The following is a 14,536-nucleotide window of genomic DNA, read 5'->3' on the forward strand; positions in this document are numbered from 1 at the left end:
GGCGGGAATGTGGAGTTCTTGGGTCGGAGGCAAAAACATGAAGAAACTACTGGTCGCGATCGTGATGATCGCGGGCGTGCTCGGCTGCGGCATCTCGACAGCATCCGCCGGCCTGGTCGCCAAGGTGGACCTGTCTGCCCAGACGATGACGGTGATCAAGAACGGCCGGGTGATGTATCGCTGGCCGGTCTCGACGGCCCGCCGCGGCTATGTCACGCCGACGGGAAGCTGGCGGGCCAAGCGCATCCACCGCATGTGGCATTCGCGCAAATACGACATGTCGCCGATGCCCTATTCGGTCTTCTATCACCGCGGCTACGCCATTCACGGCACCGGTGCCGTCAGCCGCCTCGGCCGCCCCGCCTCGCATGGCTGCGTGCGCCTGCACACCGCCAATGCCAAGATCTTCTATACGATGGTCCGCAAGATGGGCATGCGCAACACGAGGGTCGTCGTCCAGCGCTGAAGGACCGGCGCCCGGCCACGCAAGCGGCCGGGTCGCTACGGCGAGCCTTCAAGCAGGCTTCGGCTGCGCGGACTTGCGGCGGGCCTTGCCGCTCTTCCAGCGGTCGTGAAACCACATCCATTGTTCGGGATGCTCGCGCACCCAGCCCTCGACCACGTCGTTGAGCAGCTGGCAGGTGGCGGTGACGTCGATCTCGCCGCTGTCGGCCCGTGGCAGCTCCAGACGCGGCTGCAGCTCGAGCCGGTAGCGCCCGCCCGGCAGGCGGATCGACCGCGCCGGGTAGATCTCGCAATCGAACTGGCGCGCCAGCTTCGGCAAAAGCGGGTTGGTGCGGCATTCCCGGCCGAAAAAGGTCGTCGGTTCGCCCTTGCGGAATTTCTGGTCCACCAGCATGCCGACCGAGCCGGAACGCTGCAGGATACCGGCCAGCGACCACGCCGCGCCGGCCTTGGAGGGCACCATGTGGCCGCCGCTGGTCCGCCGTGCGGCCTGCACTTCCTTGGCGATGTAGCGGTTGTTGGGCTGCCGGAAGAGGGCGGTGAACTCCAGGTCGAAGGCGGCCGCCGCGATCGGCAGCAGCTCGAAGCAGCCGAGATGGCCGGTGAAGAAGATGAACGGGCCCTTGCGCTCGCGCAGTTCGGCGAAGATTTCGGCGCCCTCGACCTCGATGCGCCCGGCCTCGGGGTTCTCCGGGTCGAAATCGAAGAGATCGTCGAGGAACACGAACTCGGCGGCGAGCCGGCCCATCTGGCCCCAATTGTCCCGCGCCACCTGCTCGACCCAGGCCGCGTCCTTTTCCGGATAGGCCTGCTGCAGATTGTCGACGGCCAGCCGGTGGCGGCTCGTCCACGGGCCCAGCAGCCGCGCCGTGCGGTCGGCGAAGGACAGGCCGACATCGGCCGGCAGCAGCCGGATGGTCCGCAGCGCGGCAAACAGCACCTGGGCAATGACGAAGTCCGCGGCGCGCTTGGCCCGCAGCGCATAGCGCGCGACGAAGAGGTTCATGCGGCGCGCGGGTTTGCGCTCTCGCTGCCGGCCTCGTCGGCGACGCGCAGCACGATCTTGCCGAACACTTCGCGCGCCTCCATCCGCTTCAGCGCGATGTCGATCTGGTCGAAGCCGATCTCCGCGTCGATCACCGGATGGACGATGCCGCGGGCCATCTTCTGCATGGCGTCGCGCATGTTCTCCATGCGGCAGCCGAAGGAGCCGAACAGCTTCAGCTGCTGCTGGAAGAGCTGCATCAGGTTCATCTGGGTGGAGACGCCCGAGGTCGAGCCGCAGGTGACCAGTCGGCCGCCGCGCTTCATGCACAGCATGGAGCCCGCCCAGGTGTCGGCGCCGACATGCTCGAAGGCGACGTCGACGCCCTTCTTCTTGGTCAGCTTGCGGGTGACGCCCTCGAAGCGGTCGACGCGGTAGTTGATGACATGGTCGGCACCCAGCGCCCGGGCGCGTTCGGCCTTGTCGTCGGAGCCGACGGTGGTGATCACCGTCGCGCCGTGCCGCTTGGCAAGCTGGATCGCGGCCGAGCCGATGCCGGAGCCGCCGGCATGGACGAGAATGGTCTCGCCCGGTTCCAGCTTGGCATTGTCGAACAGCATGTGCTCGACCGTGCCGAAGGTCACCGGCGCCAGCGCCGCGCCGATGGCGTCGCAGCCGGGAGGGGCGGGGACCAGCAGGCGCGCCGGCAGATTGACCTTCTCCTGGGCGAAGCCGTCGAGATGGAAGCCGTGCACGCCCGAGACGTGCTCGCAGAGATTGTCGCGGCCTTCGCGGCAGGGGCGGCACAGGCCACAGGTCTGCGCACCGTAGATCGCCACGAGCTGGCCGGGCAGCACCGAGGCGACGCCGGGTCCGATCGCCGAGACGACGCCCGAGGCTTCGGCGCCGACGACCAGCGGCATCTTGCGCTTGGCGAAGGCCATGCCGCGCCAGCCCCAGACGTCGATATGGTTCAGCGCGACCGCGGCAATGTCGACGGTGACCTCGCCGGGGCCGGGCGGCGGCGGCGGCGGCAGGTCCACCTGCTTGAGTTCGCGGTCGCCGACGAGTTGCAATGCCCGCATGGGAAGATCCTCAGACTGGAGAATGACGGCGTTGCCGTGCGGCCCCGAAGGCCGCGCGACGCCGATGGCCGGCCGGGCGGGTCGATCCCGCCGCGGCCCTGGCATTCAGTGGCGCGGTTCGCGCCCGATGACGAGGCAGGCGTTCTGCCCGCCGAAGCCGAAGGAGTTCGACAGCACCGTGGCGATCTCGGCCGGACGGGCCTTGTTCGGCACGGTGTCCAGCTCGATCGCCGGGTCCGGCACCTCGTAATTGATCGTCGGCGGCAGCAGGCCGTTCTGGATCGACAGCACCGAGAACACCGCCTCGATCGCGCCGGCCGCGGTCAGCGTGTGGCCGATCATCGACTTGTTCGAGGAGATCGGCGTCGTCTTCAGCGCCTCGCCGAACACCGCGGCAAGGCCGGTGGCCTCCATGCGGTCGTTCTCCGGCGTCGAGGTGCCATGGGCGTTGATGTAGTCGATGTCCGACGGCTCCATGCCGGCGTCGGCGATGCCGGCCGCGATGGTCGCGATGATCGGCGAGCCGTCCGGCTTGGAGCGGGTGCGGTGGAAGTCGTCGGCGCGCTCGCCGCAGCCATGGATGACGCCGAGGATCTTGGCGCCGCGTGCCTTGGCGGCGCTCAGCGATTCCAGCACCAGCGCGCCGGCGCCCTCGGCCATGACGAAGCCTTCGCGATCCTTGGAGAAGGGCTTGGAGGCCTTTTCCGGATACTCGTTGTTGGTCGACAGGGCCGACAGCAGCGAGAAGCGGATCAGCGATTCCTGGGTGATCGAACCGTCGGTGCCGATGGCGATGGCGCGGTCGGTCTCGCCGCGGCGGATCGCCTCGACGCCGAGCTGGATCGCCGAGGCACCGGATGCGCAGGCGGTCGACAGGGTGATCGGTAGGCCGCGCGTGCCCAGCCGGTCGGCCAGGAGCTCGGAAATGCGGCTGCACTGGGTCAGGTTGTAGATCGCCTTGTCGGGGCGGCTGCGCGCAATCTGCAACAGGCGGTCGTAGCCGGCCTCCTCGATGGTGGCGCCGTCCATCGCGTCGAGGGCGAGGCGATGCTGCCACTCCATCTCCACCGGCGGGGCGGCGAGGAACAGCGGACCGCCGAAATCGTCGTCGGCGAAGCCGGCCATGCGCACGGCTTCCGAGCCGGCGGCTTCGGCCATCATGTAGGAGAGACCCGTCGAGGTCTCCGAGCCGGGGCCCATGAAGTCCACCGAGCCGGAGATCGTGGTGCGCAGGCTGTCGGTCGAGAAGCGCTCGATCCGGTGGATGCCCGAGCGGCCCGAGGACAAAGCGTCCCAATTGTCGTCGACGCCGCGGCCCAGCGACGAGACGAGGCCGAGCCCGGTGATCGCGATCACCGGGCGCCCGAGAAAGTCCAGCTCTGCGGTGTTGCCGTTCGCGCTCATCATCCGATCCTTACAGTCTGCGTCCGTCCACGGCTTCCAGTTCGCAGGCACCCTCGGCATGAAGGTGACCGATCGCGGTCACGATGGCGCGCCGCGGGGCCGCGGAAGCCGGGCGTTCCTCGCCGACATCGAAGGGCGGGATCACCGCACCGCGAGACAGCGCGCCGGCGGCCAGCGCCACGCCGGCCGGGACCTGCGCCTCGAAGGCATGGCCGAGCATCGTCCCATACGCCCTGACCGGGGCATCGGGAAACCGTTTGTTCAGGACGCTGCGTTCCACATCCAGCAACGGCTTGATGCCGGCGGCGCCGCTGAGGATCAGCGTCTCGTCGCTCGCCGATCCGCCCTGCGGCAGCAGCGCCTCGAAACGCGCCGCGGTGCGCTCGGCGTCGCGCTTGCCGCGGTCGCCGGAAGCGCTGACCAGCCGCGCATAGGCGAGGGCCGAACGGGCTGCGGCGTGCTCGGCCGATTCCAGGATGAGGAACGCCCCGACGCTGCCCACCGTAATGCCGTCATGGCCTTCGGTGCGCGAGGAGACCGGCCGCCAGTCGTCGCGCAGCATCAGGCCGGCGAGGTCGAAGTTCAGGATCAGGTCCTTGCGCTCGGCCGAGAACGAGCCGCCGACGAGGCAGATGTCGCTCTGGCCGGCGGCGATCCGTGCCCGCGCCGAGGCGATGGCCGAGATGCCGGCCGCTTCCTCGCCCATGAAGGTGCGCGAGGAGCCCGTCACCTTGTGGACGATGGAGATGTTGCCGGCGAGAAGGTTGGAGAGCTGCGCCAGGAACAGGGTCGGGCGCAGTTCGCTGCCCAGCGTCTCGTTGACGATCCGGTCGCGGTCGTTGGCGCCGCGCGCCTTGTCCATGACCAGTGCGTCGACAGCGGTGTCGCGTTCGCCGCCGCCGGCGGCCACGACCATGTCGATCTTGGCGCGCACGGCCTCGTCGGCCGGGATGCCGGCATCGGCGAGCGCCAGTCCGGCCGCATAGGTGCCCAGCTTCTGCCAGGTCTCCATCTGCCGCTGGTCACCCCGCTTGGGGATCTGGCTGGACCAGTCGATGGGCGGCAACGGGTGCACGAAATAGGGCGCGTAGGTTTCGGCATCGATCCGCGGCTGCGGTGCCGGCGAGCGGCCCATGGCGTCGAGATGGGTGGCGATGCCCTCGCCGAGCGAGGACACCAGCCCGATCCCGGTGATCACCACGTCTCTGGCATTCTGTGTCATGCAATCGTTCCACTATCCCAATCGTCCGTCCCGCCCGGCGATCGGTTCCCGAGGGCCTCCCGCTGGCGAACGGCGCCGGGCGCCGTTCCGCTGTGTCAGCCGGCCTTGGCGGCGCGCAGTTCGTCGATCTTGGCGCAGAGGTTCTTCAGGACGAAGTATTCCTCGGTCGGCGCCTCGCCGTCATTGACCGCCTGGGTCCATTTCTCGAGCGGGATCTTGATGCCGAATTCCTTGTCGATCGCGAAGACGATGTCGAGGAAGTCGAGCGAATCGATGCCCAGATCGTCGATCGTGTGGCTTTCCGGCGTGATCTCGGCGCGGTCGATCTCGCTGGTCTCGGCGATGATATCCGCGACCCGGTCGAAGGTAGAAGACAATGAATTATCCTTGTCATGTCTGGAAGAGCGATTTGGGCGCGAAGCTATAGGGAATTCGCCCGAAAAAGCAAAGCGAGGACTGTGGTGATGCCTTGGCCGACGCGCTTGCGGCGCGTCGCCGGCGGCCCTCGTGGCGCCTTCCTGTGGCAAAGGCATGGCGAATAGCGGTCGGTGGTCGGGAACGCACGGCGCTCATGTGACGTTCGTAGGACAAGACCGGATCAGTTTCCAACGATTGGCGGTGCAAGTGTCGGCACGGCAATCGCCACGGCTGTTTCCCCGCGACCCCTCCGGCCACCGGGAACAAGAACGATGACCGCGCGCCAGATCACGGCAAGAAAATCCCGGTCGGCCGACCGCCGGTCCGACCTGTTCCTGACCAGTCGCCTGATCCGTGCGGCCACGGTTCTGGGCCGCGTCGCCGCGCAGGTCCACAAGCGGGAGCACCGGCTGTCCGCCCCCGAATTCAGCGTGCTGGTCATTCTCGGCAGTGCTGACGGCGAGACGGTGACGTCGTCGCATATCGTCGAGGCCACCGAGATGGACAAGACCAAGGTCAGCCGCGCCGTCTCCGCCCTCGACGAGCGGGGCTGGCTGCATCGCACCCGCGCGACCGCCGACCGGCGCTTCGAATATCTCGCCCTGACGGCAGAGGGCTCCAGGGTCTATGCCGAGCTGATGCCCAAGGTGGAAAAGGCCGAGAGCAACGTGCTGGCGCTGCTGACCGCCGAGGAGCGCGACGGGCTGGAACGCGGCCTCGACGGCCTCGACCGCGCCTTCGGCCAGTAGCGCGCGGCGGGTTTGACGGACCTTCTCGACGCCCCGGCGCTTGGCAGCGGGGCGGCAAATGGCTACCTCTCCGCGATGCAGACGTCTTTATCCCCCTCCGCCGCCCTGTCGCGCCGCTTCGCCGTTGCGCCGATGATCGACTGGACCGATCGGCATTGCCGGTTCTTCCATCGGCAGCTCACCCGGCATGCGCTGCTCTATACCGAGATGGTCGTCGCCGACGCGATCCTGCATGGCGACCGGGACCGGTTGCTCGGCCATGATGCGGTCGAGAGCCCGGTGGCGTTGCAGATCGGTGGCTCGGAGCCGCAGAAGCTGGCGGAAGCCTGCCGGATCGCGGCGGATTTCGGCTATGACGAGATCAATCTGAATGTCGGCTGCCCGTCCGACCGGGTGCAGTCCGGGGCGTTCGGCGCCTGCCTGATGCGCGAGCCTGACCTCGTCGGCCGCTGCCTCGCGGCCATGGCCGAGGCGAGCGACGTGCCGGTGACGGTGAAGTGCCGGATCGGCGTCGACGAGCAGGACCCGGAGCCGGGGCTCGACGATCTCGCCGATGCCGCGATCGCCGCCGGCGTGACGACGATCTGGGTGCATGCGCGAAAAGCCTGGCTGCAGGGACTGAGCCCGAAGGAGAACCGGGACATCCCGCCGCTCGACTACGACCGCGTCCACCGCCTGAAGCAGCGGCTGCCGGAGGCGTTCATCGGCCTCAATGGCGGGCTGACGACGCTGGATGCCGCCGTCGAGGAGCTCGACCGCGTCGACGGGGTGATGATGGGCCGCGCGGCCTACCAGACGCCGGACCGACTGGCCGAGGTGGACGCCCGCATCTTCGGTGCGGCGCCGCAGCCGGTGGAGTATGCCGCGCTGATCGACACCATGGCGGATTACGCGGCGCGGCATCTGGAGCGCGGCGGCCGGCTGGGGCAGGTGACCCGGCACATGCTTGGGCTGTTCAACGGCATGCCCGGTGCGCGGCGGTGGCGCCAGATCCTGTCGGACGGCGCGGTGCGCCCGGACGCCGGGCCGCAGCTGCTACGCGAGGCCTTCGCCGCCGTGCGGCTGGATGGCGACAAGCGCCGCGCCGCCTGACGCCGGCGACCACGCCGATGACCATCACCCGACAGCACGAACGGATCGCGCCATGAACGACGACACTCTGCAGGCGCGGTTCGACCGCCAGCATGCGGCCTCGCGCACCCAGCCGGCGCCGGATGCCGCTGCGCGCCGCGACGCACTCGCGCGTCTCCGCCAGCTGATCGTCGGCAATGTCGATGCCATCGCCGCGGCGATCTCCGCCGATTTCGGCCAGCGCTCGAAGACCGAGACCGAACTCCTGGAGGTCGGCCCGACCCTCAATGCCATCCGCCACGCCTCCAAATCGCTTGCCGGATGGATGAAGCCGCAGCGCCGCGGTATCGAGATCACCTTCCAGCCGGGCCGGGCCTGGGTGCGCCACGAGCCGCTCGGCGTCGTCGGCATCATGGCGCCCTGGAACTATCCGCTGATCCTGACGCTGGCGCCGCTGGCCGATGCGCTGGCGGCCGGCAACCGCGCCTTGCTGAAGCCATCGGAACTGACGCCGCGCTTCTCCGAGCTGCTGCAGCGCCTGGTCGCCGAGCATTTCGCCGCCGACCAGGTCACGGTCGTTGTCGGCGACGTACCGGTCGCCAAGGCGTTCTCGGCGCTGCCCTTCGACCATCTGCTGTTCACCGGCTCGACCCATGTCGGCCGCGAGGTGATGCGCGCGGCGGCCGAGAACCTGACGCCGGTGACGCTGGAACTCGGCGGCAAGTCGCCGGCAATCATCTGCCCGGACTATTCCATCGACGCGGCGGCGCGGTCGATCGCCTTCGGCAAATGGCTGAATGCCGGCCAGACCTGCATTGCACCGGACTACGTGCTGGTGCCCGCCGCATCCCTCGACGCCTTCATTGCCGCAGCGTTGGCGCAAGCGCGATCCGCCTATCCGGAACCGGCGGCGAATGCCGACTACACCAGCATCATCAGCGAGCGGCACCATGCGCGGCTGACGGCCGCGCTGGAGGAGGCCGAGGCCGCCGGCGCCACCGTGCATCGCCATTCCGACGCGGCGGCGACGAGCGAGATGGGGGAGGGCGCGGGACGGATGGCGCCGGCCATCGTCGTCGGCGCCCCCGACGACAGTGTCCTAATGCGCGAGGAGATCTTCGGCCCGATCCTGCCGGTCGTGCCCTATCGCGATCTCGACGAGGCGCTGGCCATCGTCAATTCCCGCGAGCGGCCGCTGGCGCTTTATTGCTTCACCGGCGACAAGCGGGCGGAGACGCGGGTTCTCGACGGGGCGATTTCCGGCGGCGTGACGGTGAACGGCACGCTCCTGCACATCGCCCAGGACAATCTGCCCTTCGGCGGGATCGGCCCCAGCGGCATGGGCGCCTATCACGGGCGTGACGGCTTCCTGCGCTTCAGCCATGCCCGGGCGGTCTACAAGGTCGGGGCGATCAACGTCTTCGAGCGGCTGGGCCCGCCCTGGGGCCGGCTGGCCCGCATGGTGTCGCAGCTGATGCTGCGGCGCTGATCTCCCGCCGAACCTCAGCGTAGCCGCGCCGGTTTTTGCGCGGTGCAACATAACGGATGCATTCGCGACTGTTCCCCCCTATGAGGAACCATGCAGCCGATCGAAGCGTCCGCTCTGATTCCCTACCTCCTGCCGCTCTTCGGAGCGGCGGCCGCCGCGGGCTTCCTCGCCGGCCTGTTCGGCATCGGCGGCGGCGCGATCTTCGTGCCGGTGCTCTACCAGACCTTCGAGGAACTCGGCGTCAGCCACGAAGTCTCGATGCACCTGGCCATCGGCTCGTCCCTGGCGATCATCGTGCCCACCTCGATCCGCTCGCTGGTCTCGCACTGGCGGCGCGGCGTCGTCGACTGGCGGCTCCTGAAGGAGTGGGTGGTGGCGATCCCGCTCGGGGCGATCGCCGGGGCCATGGTGGCCGCCGCGGCCTCGTCGGGCGAGTTGCGCGGCATCTTCGCGGCGCTGGCGCTGGTGCTCGGGCTGAAGCTGGTCTTCGGCAAGGTGCCGATGTCCTTCGGCAAGCAGTTGCCCGGCCTTGCCGGTCGCTCGGTCGCCGGCTTCCTGATCGGCCTCCTGTCCTCGCTGATGGGGATCGGCGGCGGTGTCCTGAACAACACCTTCATGACCCTCTACAACCGGCCGATGATCGAGGCGGTGGCCACCAGCGCCGGCGTCGGCGTGCTGATCTCGGTTCCCGGCCTGCTCTCCTACGCCATCGGCGGCTGGGGCGATCCGCTGCTGCCGGCCTACAGCATCGGCTTCGTCAGCTTGGCCGCGGTGCTTCTGATCGCGCCGGCCTCGATCCTGGCGGTGCCGCTGGGGGCCGCGCTGGCGCATCGGCTGACCCGCCGTCAGCTCGAGCTGGGCTTCGGCGCCTTCCTGCTGATCGTCGCCGCGCGCTTCGCCTATTCGCTGCTCTGAGACGGTCGCTCAGTCGGTCAGAATAAGCCGGTCGCCGCGAAAGTCGAAAGATGTCAAGGTGTTGAGGAAGCTCATGCCAAGCAGCGCGACGCCGAGGCCGTCGCTCTCCGTCACCGCCGCCGCCACGCCGTGCCGTACGATATCGCCGACGCGCACCTCGTCGAGCCGCACCGGCGCCGCGCCGACGACGCCGTTGGCCGTCATCACCTGCTGCGAATAGCGCAGCTGCGTGGTGTCGATGCCGACGGATTCGGCCGTCGAGCGGTCGAGCGCGACCATCGAGGCGCCGGTGTCGACCATGAAGGAGATGGGCCTGCCGTCGATCTCGCCGTCGAGATGGAAATGGTCGTCGGCCCCGCGCAGCGACATGAAGCGGCTGCCCTCGGTACCGTCGCCGAGCGAAACCAGCGTGCCGGGCACGAGAACGGCGACGACCCGGTCCTTCACAGCCGAGAGTTCCGGCGCAAAGCCATAGGCGACGATCAGCACGAGGAAGGCGAGGCCCCAGATCGCCGCGCCCTTCAGCGCGCCGGCCAGATTGGTCCGCAGGAACAGGATCGCACCCGAGGCCAGCGCCAGACCCCAGACGCCATAATAGGCGAGGCTGGCGAACTGGTTGTCCGGCAGGCCGGCAATGGTGCCATCCTGGTTGAGGACGAGGGCCAGGCACGCTACGCCGAGAATGGCGAGGATGATCCAGAGGAGGCTGCCTCTACGCATCGTCCGCTCCTTGCGCTTCGGTCCGCTCGCGTTCCAGCCGCCGGCGCCTGGTTTCGCGCCGGGCCGGGCGCTCGATCGTCGCCATGCGCGCCGGCAGGGTGTCCATCACGGCGCGGCGCTGTTCGGGTGAGAAGGCGATCCACGCGCCGATCTCTTCGCCCGTGCGGCCGCAACCGAAGCAATAGCCGGACCGCGGATCGATCGCGCACAGGGAGATGCAGGGGCTTTCGATGCTCATGGGTCCGCGGCGCGTCGGTGTCACAATCGGGGCGTCGGCGGGCGTCGTCGCACCGCGTGTTGTCACCCGGATATGGCCTTTCGGGCAGCGGCGTACAAGCGCGCCGCGTCGTTGCGTCCGACCGCAAAACCGCCACGGTGGACAGGCCTCAGGCGTATTCGTCGAGGGCCGGCATGACTTCCAGGACGCGGGAATTGGGGAAGATCGCGATCGCCTCGGTGCCCTCGCGCAGCCGCGAGCGCAGCTCGAACGAGCCGTCATGCATCTTCATCAGCGCCTGGACGATCGGCAGGCCGAGGCCGGTGCCCTGTTCGGCGCTCTTGATGGCGATGGAGCCCTGGCCGAAGGAAGACAGGACGATCGGGATCTCCTCCTCGGGGATGCCCGGACCGTTGTCCTTGACCGCCAGGTACTGGCCGCCGCCGGCGGTCCAGCCGACGCGCAGGGTGATCTCGCCGCCGCGCGGGGTGAACTTCACCGCGTTCGACAGGAGGTTGAGGATGATCTGGCGCAGCGAGCGCTCGTCGGCCCACATGGCCGGCAGGCCGGCTTCGAACTCCGCGCCGATCACCAGGTCCTTGGCTTCCGCCTTCACCCTGACATAGCCGAGGCAGTCGCGAGCGATCGCGACGATGTCGACGGCTTCCTCGCTCAGGGCGTAGCGCCCGGCCTCGACCCGCGACAGATCGAGGATCTCGTTGATCAGGCCGAGCAGATGCTGCCCCGAGGCGTGGATGTCGGCGATGTAGTCCTTGTAGGATTCGTTGCCGATGGGGCCGAGGATCTCGTTGCTCATCACTTCGGAGAAGCCGAGGATGGCGTTCAGCGGCGTACGCAGCTCGTGGCTCATCGTCGCCAGGAAGCGCGACTTGGCGAGGTTGGCCTCTTCGGCCCGGCTGCGGGCCTCGTCGGACATGATCTTCGCCATTTCCAGCTCGGCGATCAGCTCGTCCTTCTCGCTCTGGTGCTTCAGCCGGGCGATGCTGGCGCGGCGCAGCATCTCGGCGACGAAGGCGAAGAACGGCACGGCGCCGATCAGGACGCCGTACATCGCCGAGGCCATGGGCTGGGCCGTGGTGACGATGCCGTAGCCGAGCACCAGGATGGTCGGCAGGAAGGTGAGCGGGACGACGGCGCGCAGCGTCGAGGAGACCATGGCGATCATCGCGATGGCGAGGAAGATCACCGTGAACTGGAAGAGCTCGAAGCGCAGGGGCTGGCATTCGGCGCAGGCCAGCGTCGCCAGATACGCCCAGGACAGGCCGGCCGCCACATGGCCGGCGAGGAAGATCCGCGACCAGCGGGTGATGCCGGCGCGGGTCAGATTGTCGGCCGGAAACCGCCGCGACACGACGACCAGGGCGAAATGGCCGAGCAGGGCGAAGCCCGTCCACAGGATCGCCGGCAGCGGACCGGTGAAGATCGACAGGCCGAATCCGGTGAGAATGACCGGCAGGGGAAGCACGATCGCCGCCGCCTGGATCGCCGCGGCATGCTGGACCAGGAGCTCGCGTTCGAAGTTCGGCTGCAGCCCGCCACGCGCCGACAGACGTTCCCGCGCGGCCTTCAGCGTCCGGGTCAGGTCACCATTGCGGGCGGCCCGTCGTCTGGCGATGACCGTGTGGTCGTAGGAGTGGGGAGCTGCGATTGTCATGAACGCGATCGATCGCCTGCATACGCTTGCCGGAGCGCCCATGATGTTTCGAGGAGATTAAGAAACTCTCTTAAGGAATCGCGAAATGTCGAGTTTGTCTGGGGAAAAGCGCCGGCGCGGACCCGCCGCCGCACGGCGCCGGCGCCCCCATGGCGGGGCACGCGGGCTTGCCGCCGGACGGGCGCGTGCCTAATGCTCGGGGCGAAAAAAGAGTGGGAGGACCTCTACGATGAAGCTGTTCGACGGTGGCCGCGCACCCAATCCGCGCCGGGTGCGGATCTTCCTGGCCGAGAAGGGCCTGTCGGTGCCGACCGAGGCGGTGGACATGGCCAAGCTCGGCCATCGGTCCGAGGAGATCAGCCGTCGCAATCCGCTGCAGCGGCTTCCCGTCCTCGAACTCGACGACGGCACGATCCTGACCGAATCCGTCGCCATCTGCCGCTATTTCGAGGAACTGCATCCCGAGCCGGCGCTGTTCGGCACCGGCGCTCTCGGCCGCGCCCTGGTCGAGATGTGGAACCGCCGCATCGAGCTCGGCTTCTACGCCTGCGTCGCCGCTGCCTTCCGCCACACCCATCCGGCGATGGCCGAATGGGAAGTGCCGCAGATCGCCGAATGGGGCGCGGCGAACCGCCCCAAGGCGCTCGACTTCCTCGCCCTTCTCGACCAGCATCTGGCCGACAACTGCTTCGCCGCCGGCGCCGACTTCAGCATCGCCGACATCACCGGCCTCGTCGCCATGGACTTCATGAAACCGGCGAAGATCGACCTGCCGGACAACCTTTCCAACGTCGCGCGCTGGTACGCCGAGATCTCGGCACGGCCCAGCGCGAAGGCCTGACGCCACCTTGACGTCGGCAGCGGCCGAGGACCCGGCGGCGCTCTACGACACGATCCGCGCCTGCCGGATCTGCCGCGATGCGCCGGTCGGGCCGCCGCTGCCGGTTGAGCCCAATCCGGTGCTGGCCCTCTCCGGCACGGCCCGGCTGCTGATCGCCGGCCAGGCGCCCGGCAATCTCGCCGACCGCTCGACGACGCCGTTCAACGATCCGTCGGGCGTCCGGCTGCGCGACTGGCTGGGGCTGTCGCCGGAGGTCTTCTACGATCCGGCACGGGTGGCGATCCTGCCCATGGGTTTCTGCTTTCCCGGCACCGATCCGAAGGGCGGCGACCGCCCGCCGCGTGTCGAATGCCGCGCCACGTGGCACGACCGGGCGATGGCGGCCATGCCGCAGATCGAGCTGATCCTGGCGATCGGCCAGCATGCCCAGCGCTTCCACATCGCCTCCGGCGCCGGGCGGACCCTGACCGAGACGGTGGCCAACTGGCGGACGATCCTCGCCGAGGGCGGGCGCTTTGCTCCCGTCCTGCCGCTGCCGCATCCGTCCTGGCGCAACAGCGGCTGGCTGAAGCGGCATCCCTGGTTCGGGGAGGAATTGCTGCCGGAACTGCGCCGGCGCGTCGGGGAGCTTGTCTGAGCGGGCGATTGTTCGGCCACCCTACCGATTTGCCGCCGGCTCCTGTAATCCTCTGGCGCAAGGACAGGAGTGACACGTCGATGGACCGGCTGGACAAGAAGATACTGAGACTGCTGCAGGAAGACGCGACGCTGGCGGTGGCCGACGTCGCCAAGCGCGTCGGCCTGTCGACCACGCCGTGCTGGCGCCGCATCCAGAAGCTGGAGGAGGAGGGGGTCATCCGCCGCCGCGTGGCGATCCTCGACCCGGTCAAGGTGAATGCCCGCGTCACCGTCTTCGTCTCGATCCGCACCAATTCCCATTCCAACGAATGGCTGAAGCGCTTCTCCGAGGTGATCGGCGAGTTTCCCGAAGTGATGGAATTCTACCGCATGAGCGGCGACGTCGATTACCTGCTGCGCGTCGTCGTGCCCGACATCGCCGCCTATGACGCCTTCTACCAGCGCATGATCTCGAAGATCGAGATCCGCGACGTGTCCTCGTCCTTCGCCATGGAGCAGATCAAGTACACGACCCAGATGCCGCTGGACTACATGGTCCTCGACAAGGAACCGCGCGAGACCTGAGCCGGCGATCAGCGCGCCATATCAATAGCTTGGCGGCCAGACCGGAATCGATCTGACCGCCACTTCATGCAGCGTGTG

General features: G+C 68.5%; 16 protein-coding genes. 8 read left to right on the forward strand and 8 right to left on the reverse strand.

Annotated features, from left to right (window positions below):
- Nucleotides 1-37 precede the first annotated feature (37 nt).
- The gene (locus tag H9Q09_RS08100) at nt 38-466 is read left to right on the forward strand and encodes a L,D-transpeptidase (protein ID WP_187390604.1); all 429 of its coding nucleotides are present in this window, start codon (nt 38-40) and stop codon (nt 464-466) included.
- Nucleotides 467-514: 48 nt separating this feature from the next.
- Here H9Q09_RS08100 and H9Q09_RS08105 read toward each other — a convergent pair whose 3' ends face one another.
- From H9Q09_RS08105 to H9Q09_RS08125, 5 genes are all read right to left on the reverse strand, one after another.
- The gene (locus H9Q09_RS08105) at nt 515-1,471 is read right to left on the reverse strand and encodes a lipid A biosynthesis lauroyl acyltransferase (protein WP_187390605.1); all 957 of its coding nucleotides are present in this window, start codon (nt 1,469-1,471) and stop codon (nt 515-517) included.
- Entirely contained in the window at nt 1,468-2,535 is a 1,068-nt protein-coding gene (locus H9Q09_RS08110; RefSeq protein ID WP_187390606.1) for a zinc-binding dehydrogenase, read from the reverse strand. The genes H9Q09_RS08105 and H9Q09_RS08110 overlap by 4 nt, the downstream gene beginning before the upstream one ends.
- A gap of 105 nt (nt 2,536-2,640) precedes the next feature.
- Nucleotides 2,641-3,942 carry a beta-ketoacyl-ACP synthase gene (locus H9Q09_RS08115; protein WP_187390607.1) on the reverse strand — a complete coding sequence of 434 codons (1,302 nt, stop codon included), beginning with the start codon at nt 3,940-3,942 and terminating at the stop codon, nt 2,641-2,643.
- 7 nt (nt 3,943-3,949) lie between these two features.
- Nucleotides 3,950-5,161, reverse strand: coding sequence for a beta-ketoacyl-ACP synthase (locus H9Q09_RS08120; RefSeq protein ID WP_187390608.1), 1,212 nt, complete (start codon nt 5,159-5,161; stop codon nt 3,950-3,952).
- Nucleotides 5,162-5,256: 95 nt separating this feature from the next.
- Entirely contained in the window at nt 5,257-5,538 is a 282-nt protein-coding gene (locus H9Q09_RS08125; RefSeq protein ID WP_024351348.1) for an acyl carrier protein, read from the reverse strand.
- A gap of 312 nt (nt 5,539-5,850) precedes the next feature.
- Here H9Q09_RS08125 and H9Q09_RS08130 point away from each other — a divergent pair, with 312 nt between their 5' ends.
- The 4 genes from H9Q09_RS08130 (at nt 5,851) to H9Q09_RS08145 (ending at nt 9,802) form a co-directional block, all read left to right on the forward strand.
- Entirely contained in the window at nt 5,851-6,327 is a 477-nt protein-coding gene (locus H9Q09_RS08130; protein WP_187390609.1) for a MarR family transcriptional regulator, read from the forward strand.
- 75 nt (nt 6,328-6,402) lie between these two features.
- Nucleotides 6,403-7,419, forward strand: a complete 1,017-nt coding sequence (gene dusA, locus H9Q09_RS08135; RefSeq protein ID WP_187390610.1) for a tRNA dihydrouridine(20/20a) synthase DusA — start codon at nt 6,403-6,405, stop codon at nt 7,417-7,419.
- A 52-nt stretch (nt 7,420-7,471) separates the two neighbouring features.
- Nucleotides 7,472-8,887: an aldehyde dehydrogenase family protein gene (locus H9Q09_RS08140; RefSeq protein ID WP_187390611.1), complete on the forward strand. Its 1,416-nt coding sequence runs from the start codon at nt 7,472-7,474 to the stop codon at nt 8,885-8,887.
- A gap of 90 nt (nt 8,888-8,977) precedes the next feature.
- Nucleotides 8,978-9,802, forward strand: a complete 825-nt coding sequence (locus tag H9Q09_RS08145) for a sulfite exporter TauE/SafE family protein (protein WP_009210052.1) — start codon at nt 8,978-8,980, stop codon at nt 9,800-9,802.
- 9 nt (nt 9,803-9,811) lie between these two features.
- Here H9Q09_RS08145 and H9Q09_RS08150 read toward each other — a convergent pair whose 3' ends face one another.
- The 3 genes from H9Q09_RS08150 to H9Q09_RS08160 all read right to left on the reverse strand — a co-directional run bounded on the left by H9Q09_RS08150 (nt 9,812) and on the right by H9Q09_RS08160 (nt 12,414).
- Nucleotides 9,812-10,522, reverse strand: a complete 711-nt coding sequence (locus H9Q09_RS08150; RefSeq protein WP_187390612.1) for a TIGR02281 family clan AA aspartic protease — start codon at nt 10,520-10,522, stop codon at nt 9,812-9,814.
- A complete protein-coding gene (locus H9Q09_RS08155; protein WP_187390613.1) occupies nt 10,515-10,760 on the reverse strand; it encodes a DUF1289 domain-containing protein in 246 nt (81 codons plus the stop codon). The genes H9Q09_RS08150 and H9Q09_RS08155 overlap by 8 nt, the downstream gene beginning before the upstream one ends.
- Before the next feature lie 148 nt (nt 10,761-10,908).
- Nucleotides 10,909-12,414, reverse strand: a complete 1,506-nt coding sequence (locus tag H9Q09_RS08160; protein ID WP_187390614.1) for a HAMP domain-containing sensor histidine kinase — start codon at nt 12,412-12,414, stop codon at nt 10,909-10,911.
- A 229-nt stretch (nt 12,415-12,643) separates the two neighbouring features.
- Here H9Q09_RS08160 and H9Q09_RS08165 point away from each other — a divergent pair, with 229 nt between their 5' ends.
- From H9Q09_RS08165 to H9Q09_RS08175, 3 genes are all read left to right on the forward strand, one after another.
- Entirely contained in the window at nt 12,644-13,255 is a 612-nt protein-coding gene (locus tag H9Q09_RS08165) for a glutathione S-transferase (protein WP_187390615.1), read from the forward strand.
- A gap of 7 nt (nt 13,256-13,262) precedes the next feature.
- Nucleotides 13,263-13,892, forward strand: coding sequence for a uracil-DNA glycosylase family protein (locus H9Q09_RS08170; RefSeq protein WP_187390616.1), 630 nt, complete (start codon nt 13,263-13,265; stop codon nt 13,890-13,892).
- 80 nt (nt 13,893-13,972) lie between these two features.
- Entirely contained in the window at nt 13,973-14,458 is a 486-nt protein-coding gene (locus tag H9Q09_RS08175) for an Lrp/AsnC family transcriptional regulator (RefSeq protein ID WP_009210047.1), read from the forward strand.
- Nucleotides 14,459-14,536 lie beyond the last annotated feature (78 nt).

The sequence above is a fragment of the Aurantimonas sp. DM33-3 genome, assembly GCF_014334315.1.
GTDB classification, from domain to species: domain Bacteria; phylum Pseudomonadota; class Alphaproteobacteria; order Rhizobiales; family Rhizobiaceae; genus Aurantimonas; species Aurantimonas coralicida.